10 protein-coding genes and 3 pseudogenes are annotated in these 12258 nt (G+C 39.4%); 4 read left to right on the top strand and 9 right to left on the bottom strand.

Annotation, left to right across the window (positions count from 1 at the left end):
* From CUU64_RS14305 to sipW, 4 genes and pseudogenes are all read right to left on the bottom strand, one after another.
* A pseudogene (locus tag CUU64_RS14305) lies at positions 1 to 983 on the bottom strand (hypothetical protein); the annotation flags it as partial.
* Positions 984 to 1395: 412 nt separating this feature from the next.
* Entirely contained in the window at positions 1396 to 2022 is a 627-nt protein-coding gene (locus CUU64_RS14300; RefSeq protein ID WP_101634280.1) for a M73 family metallopeptidase, read from the bottom strand.
* A gap of 586 nt (positions 2023 to 2608) precedes the next feature.
* Positions 2609 to 2890, bottom strand: a pseudogene (locus CUU64_RS23180) (TasA family protein); the annotation flags it as partial.
* 39 nt (positions 2891 to 2929) lie between these two features.
* Positions 2930 to 3499 (bottom strand): annotated as a pseudogene (sipW, locus tag CUU64_RS14290) (signal peptidase I SipW).
* 1210 nt (positions 3500 to 4709) lie between these two features.
* Between sipW and CUU64_RS14280 the strand changes: the two are divergent.
* From CUU64_RS14280 to katA, 3 genes are all read left to right on the top strand, one after another.
* A complete protein-coding gene (locus CUU64_RS14280; protein WP_101634278.1) occupies positions 4710 to 4934 on the top strand; it encodes an alpha/beta-type small acid-soluble spore protein in 225 nt (74 codons plus the stop codon).
* 153 nt (positions 4935 to 5087) lie between these two features.
* On the top strand, positions 5088 to 5342 hold the full coding sequence (locus CUU64_RS14275) for a hypothetical protein (RefSeq protein ID WP_101634277.1): 255 nt from the start codon (positions 5088 to 5090) through the stop codon (positions 5340 to 5342).
* Between the two features lie 450 nt (positions 5343 to 5792).
* On the top strand, positions 5793 to 7247 hold the full coding sequence (katA, locus tag CUU64_RS14270) for a catalase KatA (protein ID WP_101634276.1): 1455 nt from the start codon (positions 5793 to 5795) through the stop codon (positions 7245 to 7247).
* A gap of 171 nt (positions 7248 to 7418) precedes the next feature.
* Here the strand turns inward: katA and CUU64_RS14265 are convergent, their stop codons facing one another.
* The 4 genes from CUU64_RS14265 to CUU64_RS14255 form a co-directional block, all read right to left on the bottom strand.
* Positions 7419 to 8252, bottom strand: a complete 834-nt coding sequence (locus CUU64_RS14265; RefSeq protein ID WP_101634275.1) for a prohibitin family protein — start codon at positions 8250 to 8252, stop codon at positions 7419 to 7421.
* Positions 8233 to 8385, bottom strand: a complete 153-nt coding sequence (locus tag CUU64_RS22060) for a hypothetical protein (protein WP_180954608.1) — start codon at positions 8383 to 8385, stop codon at positions 8233 to 8235. Before CUU64_RS22060 ends, CUU64_RS14265 begins: the two co-directional genes overlap by 20 nt.
* A 193-nt stretch (positions 8386 to 8578) precedes the next feature.
* Positions 8579 to 9232 (bottom strand): DUF975 family protein, encoded by a 654-nt coding sequence (locus tag CUU64_RS14260; protein ID WP_308302381.1) that lies wholly within the window; start codon positions 9230 to 9232, stop codon positions 8579 to 8581.
* A gap of 114 nt (positions 9233 to 9346) precedes the next feature.
* On the bottom strand, positions 9347 to 10324 hold the full coding sequence (locus CUU64_RS14255) for a glycosyltransferase (protein WP_101634274.1): 978 nt from the start codon (positions 10322 to 10324) through the stop codon (positions 9347 to 9349).
* Positions 10325 to 10428: 104 nt separating this feature from the next.
* Between CUU64_RS14255 and CUU64_RS14250 the strand changes: the two genes are divergently transcribed.
* Entirely contained in the window at positions 10429 to 10608 is a 180-nt protein-coding gene (locus CUU64_RS14250; protein WP_101634273.1) for a hypothetical protein, read from the top strand.
* Between the two features lie 134 nt (positions 10609 to 10742).
* On the opposite strand, the gene CUU64_RS14245 is transcribed toward CUU64_RS14250, so the two are convergent.
* Positions 10743 to 11975, bottom strand: a complete 1233-nt coding sequence (locus CUU64_RS14245; RefSeq protein ID WP_101634272.1) for a benzoate/H(+) symporter BenE family transporter — start codon at positions 11973 to 11975, stop codon at positions 10743 to 10745.
* Positions 11976 to 12258 lie beyond the last annotated feature (283 nt).

Below are 12258 nucleotides of genomic sequence, written 5' to 3'. Positions count from 1 at the left end.
GATTGATCACCTTTTGATGTTTCACTTCCTGTTTCAGTTTTGTTTTTCTCTTCTTCTAATTTCTTCTTCGCTTCCTCTTCTGCTAACTGCTTTTCCAATTCAGCCTGTTTCTTCATCTCCTCTTCCGCTAACTGCTTCTCCAATTCAGCCTGTTTTTTTGCTTTTTCCTCTGCCAGCTGCTTTTCTAATTCAGCCTGCTTCTTTGCTTCTTCCTCCGCCAGCTGCTTTTCTAATTCGGCCTGTTTCTTCGCCTCTTCTTCCGCTAACTGCTTTTCTAATTCAGCCTGCTTCTTCGCTTCTTCCTCTGCTAACTGTTTTTCTAATTCCATCTGTTTCCGGAGTGCTTCCTCTGCTAACTGTTTTTCTAATTCCATCTGTTTCCGGAGTGCTTCCTCTGCTATTTTTTCCTCAAGTATTTTAGCCTCTACATACTCATCAGCATCGTCAGCCATTTTTTCCATTTCTCTTATACCTGTATTTATATTTTGCCTCAATACTTGAACCTGCTTTTCTCCCTCTTGTACAAGAGTAAGAATTGCCTTCATAGACTTATCTTTCTTCGCTTCTTTTTTTGCTCGAGTTACATAAGGATCAATCTCTGCAGCTTTTTCTAACCCCATATTCGCTTCCTTACTTGCTGATTCCAGCAACTTTTCAATTTCGGTTGCACATTCCTTAGCCGATTTGGAATCGGGTGTAGATGTACATTGTTTTAGAATGATTGCTGCCTGTTTTTTAGCCTCATCCACAATTTCTTTCTGTTTCGTTACTTCATTTACTATATCTTCGATTGTGCTTGGAAAAACAAAGGAAGCTGAAACGAATCCGTTCTCTACTTTTGCCACATCTGAAAAGGCTGAGTAAGAAGAAGGGATTGTTTGCACGATACCGAACGATGCTATAGACAACATACTGGCGATGCGATAAGCGTTCCTGTTCCGCTTTTTCCTTTGTCTCTCTGTTGCTGATCTTTTTTTCCTCATGGACATGTCCACCCCCGGTTAAATAATTGCATTCCTTTTAAAAACCTTCTTGGCTTATGTAATTTCATTTCTCCACCTCTAAAAAAAGTGGAGATAGGCCCCTTTATTATCCTTTGTAAATAAACCTTTTTAGCAATTGTTCTTTATGAAGAACTATTAGTTTAAATTATATCTACCTGACACTCAGTTTTCAACCTATAAAAAGAACATATTAGTTCTTTAAAAAGAATAAAATTGAATATTCCCTTAACGATTCTATGTTTCATCATAAAGTTCTATTTCTCATTTTTTGGTTCTTTATAATAAACCTAAATATAGAACAAATTAATTCTCGCTTAAAATCAACTGAAAGGATTTGATACAGTTAGTAAATCAAAAACACAAAAAGACCTCAATTTTATGTAACATTTCATCAAGGTCGGATTTCATTATTCTTAATTTGTTTTCTTCTTCTCTGAAGCAGGTAAAACATCATTCCACCTGTAAATAAAGCTGCACTTGTGCTTGTTATAATCTCATCAGTCATACCAGGTCCTATACTCGGAACCTTTGGGCCATCAGCCGGTAGAATACCACCGATTGTCCCTTCAACATATAATCCAAATTCGAATTCACAGAAGGTACCTTGAAATTTATTATCTAAATCAGGAATTACAATCGTAAAAAATAAATCTTCTGTGCCGCCACTCACTAAAGACCGTGAAGCAAATTTACTGAAACTAGACAATGAACCTTCGTATAGAACTGTTTTATTAGCATCTTCTACTTTCACTAGTAATTGTTCATAAAGATCCTTATATCCAGCAGTGAAATTACTTTTTGCATTATATTCAAAATCTTCTTGCCCACTGTTTTTAACAATAAGAACTTGTGTAAAGGAATCTCCTGGCTTAAAGTTGCTGACATTAAAAAGAACTTCTTGTGCCTCTGAGATGTCGGCTTCTTCTAATGAATTAGCCTCTTCAGTGTTAGCTTCACTAAACACTTGTATCGGTGAACATAATAATAGGATAGTGATTGTTAAAAGAATACTCCTCATTGTTTAACCTTCCTTACTTTGAGAAATGGCTCGCTTATGTAAAAAAAATTCATGACATGAATAGAAAAAATTTCATAAATTATTGGTCGTCGGCGTTTACTTCTGTTGTTTCTTGAGTATGTCCTAGTATTGCATCTATAGTTTTTGGATCAGGTGTATTAGGCCCCTCTGAAGAACTTTGTACACCATTGTTCACAGCACCATTACCGTTGTGAGTATCTACATGTACAACATCCCATTGAGTTGCTTCAAGGTTGAAGAAAAAGTCAATTTTGTCATTATATATTTGTTTTGGAGATATTCGCCGTTAGCATCTTTTGCAAGCTCGTTCTTATAGGTAATCTGAATAAACACTTCATCACTGTCTACAGGATTTACAGGGATACCTCTTTCAGCCTCTGCCCCTGCAGCTACTGTTAGTGGAGCAAGATTGATTTTACCGCCTGCACCTTTATACTCATTTTTAATTTTATCACCATATACAGATGGACCTCCAACTAGATCGGCTAAAGTTAATGTTTCGTTAGATTTAACAACGTTATTTCTAGGCTCTCAATGAGTAGATTCACCATCAACTTGTGCAAAGTTAACTACAAACTGAGATAAAAATTCGGTATTGAGAAGACTTATCTCCACCATCAAAAAAGTTACCAGCAGTGGTATCCAACAACACCTCTTTAATTGCTAATGTACCGGCATTGTTTAATTTAAAAATCCTTTGTACATTGTCACCAGGTTTCAAGTTGCTAAGGTCAAAGCTAATAGGTTTAGAACCACTTTTTCCAACAGCCAGATCTAGTTCCCCTGACGCAAAATGGTTGTTGATTTTTGCCGTGTCAATGAATGCTGCCCAAGTTCCGCCGCCTACTAAATTGAACCCTCACGTTTCCAAGGAGTACAATCAATCTTAAGCTGGTTTTTCAGTTTCCTGATTCTTGCTTGTTTTGTCGAGTTCTCTTAGTGCTCCAACGATGGTGATCGCAGAGTAAAGGAGTAACAGTACACCTGGTACGATAAGCAAGATAGCTGTTCCTTTGCTGGATTGAGCAAAATCTATGAAATATCCCAGATAAGGGATCGTGAAACCTGTGTATGTTCCAATTACATTTGGTGCTAATACTGGCTGAGTATCAGCGTCTTCATTATAGTCACCTTTTGTTTGATACATGGTGTTTTCACCATTTTTGATGACCTCAATGATTCTGTGAGTTACAACCTTGTCTTCTTGCTCCTGGAATGTAATCACATCGCCTTTCTTTTAAGCTGGTTGCATCTTCTACCGGTTTGATGGCTATAATCGAGCCGGTTTTAAATGTCGGCTCCATCGAACCTGAGAGAACTGATTTTAGTGGTATCCAAATACTTGTGGTTCTCCGCCCGATGCCTTCGAAGAAATAACCATAAAAATCATTGCTATAAGAACTAAGAATAGTAGAAAACTAATTGCGCTACTGGTGAGTTTCATTACCTTTTTCATTTTTCCCCGCCTTTTATTTAATCTGTTTACTGTCTTATTTATAGCTAAAGAATCAATCTCTTCTCCTTCAACCTCATTAATCTTCTCAGCTTTCTTCACTGTTACTGTTGAACCCTCAATCATTGCTGTATCCTGCTTCTTTTTTACTTTCTATATCCTCTAAATCATTGACCGCCATGTTTCAATCTAAATTGCCTGTCCCAATGGTCAATCCACATATTTGCTCTAACAGCAAGCCTATGATGCTCCTAAACTCCTTCGTTTGTTCTTACAAGTGAACAAACTTATTTTTTACTAGATTACGAACAAACCTCTAAAGGTTTATGGTAGAATACAGCGAACAACTTCCTTAATCATCCGTTTTATCGGTTTAGTTTGTTCTTTGTAAAGAACTCATGAATTGAGTATATATCATGGTTAATTGTTTGAAAAACCCCTAAAACGGCCTAATATTCTTAATAAAGAACAATTATCGCTTGTTTCCTTATAAATAAAGAATAATTTGATTTCCAGTTATGGAGAGTTGACTTTACTTATGTAGAAAAGAAATAAAATGATGAAGAAAGTATAGAAAAGCTGCAGTAACATAAAGAAGGTTTTCTTCAGTCGGAACCTACTGACGGTTAATGCGGAATAAAAAAATAAAGGCTGCAAATCAATAGTTTACCTACCGATTTGCAGCCTTCATTTTAACAACTGTATTAACTGTCGCAGCTTTTCCTTATCAATATTGGATTTGTTCATTTCCATTGCCAGATCAATGACTTCTTTATCTAAACGGACGGGATTTGGTTTTGTTTGATCGTTATTAATAAAGAATGAACATCTACTTGTAGTTCCTTTGCGATTTTTTTGAATTACATGAATTCCGCCAGTTCTGTTATTGAAATGTTTCTTTCCCTTCGTAACTCCCGAATCTTTCTTCCATCCATCGTTACTTCTCCTTTTCCCTATGTAAATCAAACAGGATGTCAGTACTTCCTTAACTTAATCAAATATTTCATTAATAGTATTTTTGCAAATCCTCCTTAAGAATGAACGCATTTTGGATCTGTTCCCCACCTCCCTTGGCAACCGAATATACTTTCAAGTGGGGAAAAACAATTAACATCTTATAATAGTAGAATTGTTCAACGATACGTATTCCCAAATTTTGAATGCATTTGTTTTTAACAATAAGAGAACATAGGTAATGAGGAGGTGACGAAACATGTCTAATCGTCGTGGAGGCCGCAATCGCCTTTTAGTACAAAGTGCAGAAATGGCAATTGAGCAGCTGAAGTATGAAATCGCAGCTGAGTTTGGGTTTGAGCTTGGAGCTGACCAAACAGCGCGTGCAAACGGTTCAGTAGGCGGTGAAATCGTAAAACGTCTGATCGCTACAGCTCAATCCCAATTGTCTGGACAAGTTGCACCACCGAACTCTTCTCGTTAAGCATCAATAAAACCTAATGATATATGGATTGGTTGCCTGTGAAAGCAGGCAGCCTTCATTCGTCTTGAAACATGGATCATGCCCTGGAATATTTTTAAGTTCAAAAGGCCATTCTATATCTTGTACTAAAAAATGGATTAGGAGTGAAGAGGAATGCCACAACAAATTTATCAAGCTGCAATCGCGGCACAACAATCGCTTCAGCAAATTCAACAGGTTGCCCAAATCTTGCAACAACAGGAAAGACAGAATGCAATGCTATTTCAGCAACAACAAAATGGGGCTCAATTCGGAATGCAAGCCCAAGTATTTGCACAGCGGGAAATGAATGCTGTCCAACAGCTGCAACAAATTCAGCAGCTTGCACAGCAATGTCTGATGCAGCTTCAGCAACAACAAACATTTTAATTAGGATTGCGGCTGTCAATTATCACCCGTATGAGCATCCGGCCGGCAGCGAGGGAAAAGTAAATAAATGTTTCTTGAAGTCTCTACGAGTTTAAAGGGACTAACCCCCCTGCTTGTCAATTCTCAACTACAGCCTCTAGCATAGTTTAATTAATAAAAATGCATTTACGTAACCCCGTGTATAGGGGTTATTTTTCTTTTATAAAGTATTTCTGCTCAGTATCCTCCTTCCTCTTAATCTTTCTTATTATGTTGATAAAACTAATTAAACAGTCTACACTCGGCAGTTATAAAGATGAGATATGCTTGTTCCCCAGTTACCAGAAGGAAAAACTGATCTACCTTTAAACTACTTATTTATTTATAATTATTATAAAAAAGTATTGATTTTTTTTTACTAAATGCTATTATAAGCATATATTAAAAAATCTATTAGAGGTGATCCTTTTTATGAGTACGAATAAACATCTCACCACCAGTTGGGGAGCCCCGGTAGGCGATAACCAAAACTCCCAGACAGCAGGCCAGCGCGGTCCTACATTGATCCAGGATGTCCACCTTCTTGAAAAGCTTGCTCATTTTAACAGAGAACGTGTTCCTGAGCGTGTTGTGCACGCTAAAGGTGCCGGTGCACATGGTTACTTCGAAGTCACAAACGATGTTTCCAAATACACAAAGGCTGCGTTCCTCTCTGAAGTAGGGAAGCGCACACCAATGTTCATCCGTTTTTCAACTGTTGCCGGTGAACTTGGTTCTGCCGATACTGTCCGTGACCCGCGCGGTTTTGCCGTTAAATTTTACACAGAAGAAGGAAATTATGACTTGGTCGGAAACAATACACCAGTTTTCTTCATTCGTGATGCGATTAAATTCCCTGACTTTATTCATACTCAAAAGAGGGATCCAAAAACTCACTTAAAGAATCCTACAGCCGTATGGGATTTCTGGTCACTTTCTCCAGAATCTCTCCATCAGGTAACTATTTTGATGTCTGACCGTGGTATTCCTGCAACATTGCGCCATATGCACGGTTTCGGAAGCCATACATTCAAATGGGTGAACGAAAAAGGCGAAGGCGCATGGGTGAAATACCATTTCAAGACAGAACAAGGCATTAAAAACCTTGATGTAAACCTTGCTGCCAAGCTTGCAGGGGAAAACCCTGATTACCATACAGAGGATCTATTCAATGCCATCGAAAACGGCGACTTCCCGGCTTGGAAGCTATATGTACAAATCATGCCACTTGAGGATGCAAATACTTACCGCTTCGATCCATTCGATGTAACAAAAGTTTGGTCACAAAAAGACTACCCGTTAATGGAAGTTGGACGTATGGTATTAAACAGAAATCCTGAAAACTACTTCGCTGAAGTAGAACAGGCTACATTCTCACCAGGATCTTTCGTACCTGGTATCGAAGCGTCTCCGGACAAGATGCTGCAAGGCCGTCTGTTCGCATATTCAGATGCACACCGCTACCGTGTTGGGGCAAACCATAATGCCCTTCCAATCAACCGTCCAAAAGCTGAAGTGAACAACTATCAGCGTGATGGACAAATGCGTTTCGACAGCAATGGCGGAGGTTCTGTATATTATGAACCAAACAGCTTTAGCGGACCAAAAGAAGCTCCTGAACATAAAACTTCAGCGCTTCCAATCTCTGGTGTTGCTGAAAGTGTTGCCTATGACCATAATGACCACTATACACAAGCAGGTGACTTATACCGCCTGATGAGTGAAGAAGAGCGCGCACGCTTGGTGGAAAATATCGTAGGAGCTATGAAGCCAGTTGCCCTTGAAGAAATTAAGCTTCGCCAAATCCAGCACTTCTTTAAAGCTGATCCAGAATATGGAACTCGCGTTGCGCAAGGTCTTGGGTTGTCAGTACCAGTTCAAGTATAGTCAGTAGCTAAATTGATAAAAAATATAGTATACTATAAATTCTCATTTTCATTCTCATATTCTCAATTAGAGGTATCCATATTTGACGGATACCTCTTCTTTCTCTTCAAATTTCCCCACGATAAAAAGGGCCTGATTTTACAGACCCATATTAACCCCAGTTCTATTTGCTCACTTTTGACTCTCGTCAATAGGAATCTGAATCATCTGGTTGGACCCAGTTGCTTTCGGCATCTTACCGTCCCATTTCTCTATCCATTTATTTTGGATGACTTCTTTAGATATCGATTTTTTTATCGTTTCGTTGTAATCAGCGATTCCTTTTGCTTCAATTTGTTTTTTCTCCGCTTCTGCTTTGGCAATTTTCAGCTCTATCTGCTTCCTTTCCAGCTCCTGTGCTGCCTCCACCCGCTTATCAATCGCCGCCTGTGTGGCTTTATCCGGTTTAGGTACACCTAGAGTCAAGTTATCTACTGCAAATCCCAACTCAAGAATGTCATCCGCAAAGATCTTTTGTACGTCGACAGCCGCTTCCGAAGATTTTTCCCCGTAAGTGTCTATAACCGAATACTTAGCGATGGCTTTACGCCCGGCATCCCAAAGCCGTGTCCTTAAATACGAATCCTCTATTTGTTCAACCTCGATCGGGCCGAACTTATTAAATACATCTACTACCTTGTCTGGCTGGATACTATAATTATACGCAAAATCGATCGTTACGTTTTTACCGTCCGAAGTAGCGACTTGGATATCATTATAGTTAACGGTTTGCATTCTTACAGGATAGATTGTCACTTTGTCAAATAAGCCCACAAGGTGCCAGCCCTGGCCAAGCGTCTCATCTTGAACCCCTCCGTTAGGGCTGTAAACAACTCCCACATAGCCATTTGGGATTTTCTCGATAAATAATGTAGTGATAAAGACTGCAAGCATAATGGCTGCACCGACAATAATGCCGCCGATAACTTTACCATTTTTTCTCTTTTTATTTGTTGCCGTTTCCATCTTTGTCCTCCCTTAATTTCTTTTTTACCTTTCGGGCTGTATCACCGACCTTTTTAAATGAAGGTGATAACAACAACCAGATCCCTATACATAATAAAATCACAACAATAATTGAGCCGACAAATACCTTCAATACATTCCCCCCTCCTCTTATTTTACAGTCATGATAGAAATAGTGATATACTTCATTAAATTACTAATTCACAAATTTTCCTGAGGCAGAAAAAGGGCTACATGGAAAAAGTGGATTTCGCTTTCACTCCCATCCACTCCGCCATATAGCCCTTTACATGAAGAAAACTTCTCCCGTTCCCTTCACTAACCGGTCATTCCACCTCTATTAATTCATTATAAAATGCTGCCATGGAGGTTGATATATAAGGAGCAAGCCATAAAAAACCAATCCCCATTGTAAAAACACAAAGAATGCCCCAGCCGATAAAACTTAGGTTCATCAAAAAGTACTTCCACTTGAATCCTTTCATTCTCCGCTTACTTTCGCTTATTGCTTGTAATGGCGAGTATTCCGGATGATCCCTCATGATAAAGAAAGTTTGCGAGTAGGAAAGTGACTTGATAATTCCAGGAATGATAAGCAGTAAAGACCATAAAAATACGAAGATTCCCATTAAGAGTGAAACCAGAATTAATTGGAGGGAGGCTTTTCCATCCTTATATACACCAAACACTTCTGAAACCAAAGGTCTTTCCATTCTTGCAATCGATAAAAAAAACCAATAAGCAGATACGGATAACGGAATTAAAATGATAGCGATAACAATATTAATAACATCCGCTGCAACCGGCACTCGCTCCTGACTTAACCAGTTGGAGAACCCTCCGCTTACCATAATCTCAATAATGGCCGGCACTATGGCTGTTATGAAGAATAATATAAAGGTAAGCAGTACACCCTTTCCCCATTTTCCGTGTAAAGCTGACAGGGCCTTTTTCTTGACGTGTGTAATACTAATTTCCATGTGCATGTATCCTCCTCATGCGTGCCATATCATCAATGTATTTTAGGAGGACACATACTATGCCAAGAAAAACTCCAGGGCTTAGAGATTATAAGTGTTTATACATAGGTCATATCATATAGTATGATACAACCTTTTATATTCCCTGGCCTCTTTTTCCGGTGAATAATATTTTAATATCCATTCCTTGGCTTGGTGGACCACCTTGTCTCTCAAGTCACGTTCGTTGACAATCGTTTCGACTGCTTCGGCAAATTCAGGCATGGTGTCATAAAGCCAGCCAGTCTTACCATGACTGATCAAAGCCTCATTGGCTTCATTTTTACGCGCGATAACAGGGCGGCCCATTGCCATAGCTTCCATCAAAGCAAGGGACTGGCCTTCCGATTGGGAAGTGTTTATGACGATTTGGGCTTGTTCATACCAAATCTTCATAACCTCATAAGGAACGACACCTGCATACTTCATCCACTTTCTCATGCTTGCCGCTCTTTGGACCTCCATAAAAACACTCTCGTCCAAATTTGCTCCAAGAATAGTGAAATCGATGCCAGTATAGTCCTTTGTTAGCCGATCTAGCGCAGGAAGAACGTGAAGAACATCCTTAACCGGACGTAAACCAGCAGGGAGAAGAATGCAAGGTTTCATTTCCTGGCCCCCTTTTGAAATATTCCACGGCAGCGAAACGCCTTGAGGAATGACAATCGTTTTTTCCATCCATTTCGCGGATAAATGATTCACTTTTTCCTTTGCATCCTCCGTAAACACGGTAATATATTTGGCATTGTCCAGGAAGGCAAACATTTCATTGTCCATATCTTTCTGCAAATCAATATTGATATCCGTACCGCCCATCGTGACCACGTAAGGCCGGTCCAACACGAACCCATTCTCCCGGGACCATTTCAAGAAACGGGTCGCATGCAGAATATGATAGATATCAGCTTTCGGAAAGTACCAATTATCCTTCTCTAAATAAGGGATGACCGATGTATTTATATTTTCCTTATGCAGGAAATGAACTATTCTTTTGATTGTGGTAGAATTTCCTCTTGGCTGGTTAAAATAGGGAGCAAAAAATAATATATGCATAACTCTCTCCTAAAAAGCTACGTAAAAATGCAGCGGTATATTTATATTTTTTAAGGGAAATGTATGTTGTAGTGCAAGAAAGTCCAACCAATAGGAGGGTGAAGATGATGGTATATGATAAAGAGAAAGAACCGCAGTTTGAAAGCGGGGAATCAGTGGATAAGCTGGAAAAAGGTTTATACGGCCTGGATCCGGATATCAGTCTTCTCTCTGTCAACTATGCAACAACTGAAAACCCTTATTTGAGCGAACATTATAATGAAGAATCAAAGGAAATACGGTAAGAAAATTCGTGAATCTCTTCAAATCCTCACAGGTAGCTAGATTCTTCCCAACTTATGAATGATTGGTTAGCCTGTCGGCGGAAAATGCCTACGGGCTAACCTTCGTTCAAGGCTGTGATTTGCGTAGGTGCTCCTTATACATCCCGGTTTTCTACAGTACGTGCTATAACTGCACCGAATATAAGAGCCCACACCGGTGCACTTATATGTAGAACAGATATGTTTGAAAGTGCAATAATAAACGCCGATAACGCACTTAAACGATATTTCGTTCCGGCAAATGCCATCTGCAGGCTTGAATGCAAAACTCCTATCAGTGCAAAACCCGCTAGAAGAGAGATAAATGCTTTTGGCAATGATTGAATGAACGGGACGATTTTCCATGCAAAGATTCCAAACAATAGAATTACGATGCCCGATACGATAGCTGCTATATATCGCTTTGGCCTAGGACCTGAATCAGGTCCGGCACTGATTGCTGTCATCATGCCTGCGATATTAGCACTTTGCCCTCCAAAAAAAGAAGTAATCATCGAAAAAATCCCACTGATAGAAACGATTTTTCGAATCGGAGGATTAAAGTTGGAACTTTCCAAAGCCCCGATACCTGGAGCCGCATCATTACTCAAAATCAACATCGCAAGAGGAAGCGCGAGTGTAAGCAGTCCCATCAAAGAAAATTCAGGCGTTTGCAAGGACGGAAAGGAAAACGGGATGTCTACAGTACTTATATTTAAACCACCTGTCCCAGCCAGAGCAGCGAAAGCGATGGCTACCGCTACCATTACAGCTGGCAATCGCTTGCTGAATTTCGTAGTTATGAAGAAACCTAACAGTGCTGCTACCCCAACCAATGGTAACTCTTTAATAGAAGGAACGAGTTTAACCACGTAACCGGTTACCAAACCTGCCAGCATCGCAGAAATGATCTCCTTTGGAACCCACTTAATGATTCTTGTAAACAATCCTGAAATGCCCACAAGAAAAATCAAGAGCCCGGACATAACGTAACCGCCGATAAGCTGAGGGTATGTAAAATGGGATGTCACAGTTGCCAAAAAAGCAACACCTGTAATGGAGTGACCGCCGGTAATGGGAATTTTATTTAGCATTGCCATAAGGATACCGAACAGCCCCCCGAAAAAATATACGGCAAACATCCAATTGATTGTTTGCTGATCCGTGAAATGGCCTGCAGCTGCAGCTTCTAAAATGATGATTGCAGGGCCTGTCATAACCAGCGTGCTCGAAATAAGTCCTGATGATACATTCTGGACCGTTAAATGCTGTAAAAAATGGTCCTTTTTCATTTGTGTTCCGGAATTTAAACCACTTTGCCGTTCCATAAATTTGTCAGGCAACCCCATCTGTATCACTCCTGTCCACTCTCTTTTACGTTACTATAATAATTGGTACAGAAATGGTAATATGTCAAGCAGGTTTTTCTAAATTTTATATGAACTTAATTGACTGCGTATCTTAATTTCAAGATTATTTCCAATAATTATGCTCGACATTTCAACATGTTTAAACAGTTTTAAATAACATCCTAACAAAGTCAAACTTTTATCAACAAAATCACATGACATATCAATAACGTGAAAAAGAGTTGATTCTACCACTCGTAGAGCCAACTCTCTCACTAATTAT

The organism is Bacillus sp. V5-8f (genome assembly GCF_002863565.1).
Taxonomy (GTDB): Bacteria; Bacillota; Bacilli; order Bacillales; family DSM-1321; genus Peribacillus.
The sequence above is the reverse complement of the archived record's forward strand: the minus strand, read 5'-3'. Positions and strand labels throughout refer to the sequence as shown.

Coding starts and splice junctions, on each gene's coding strand:
- CUU64_RS14300 (WP_101634280.1), bottom strand. CDS start 2,022: ATGAGGAGTATTCTTTTAACAATCACTATCCTATTATTATGTTCACCG.
- CUU64_RS14280 (WP_101634278.1), top strand. CDS start 4,710: ATGTCTAATCGTCGTGGAGGCCGCAATCGCCTTTTAGTACAAAGTGCA.
- CUU64_RS14275 (WP_101634277.1), top strand. CDS start 5,088: ATGCCACAACAAATTTATCAAGCTGCAATCGCGGCACAACAATCGCTT.
- katA (WP_101634276.1), top strand. CDS start 5,793: ATGAGTACGAATAAACATCTCACCACCAGTTGGGGAGCCCCGGTAGGC.
- CUU64_RS14265 (WP_101634275.1), bottom strand. CDS start 8,252: ATGGAAACGGCAACAAATAAAAAGAGAAAAAATGGTAAAGTTATCGGC.
- CUU64_RS14260 (WP_308302381.1), bottom strand. CDS start 9,232: ATGGAAATTAGTATTACACACGTCAAGAAAAAGGCCCTGTCAGCTTTA.
- CUU64_RS14255 (WP_101634274.1), bottom strand. CDS start 10,324: ATGCATATATTATTTTTTGCTCCCTATTTTAACCAGCCAAGAGGAAAT.
- CUU64_RS14250 (WP_101634273.1), top strand. CDS start 10,429: ATGATGGTATATGATAAAGAGAAAGAACCGCAGTTTGAAAGCGGGGAA.
- CUU64_RS14245 (WP_101634272.1), bottom strand. CDS start 11,975: ATGGGGTTGCCTGACAAATTTATGGAACGGCAAAGTGGTTTAAATTCC.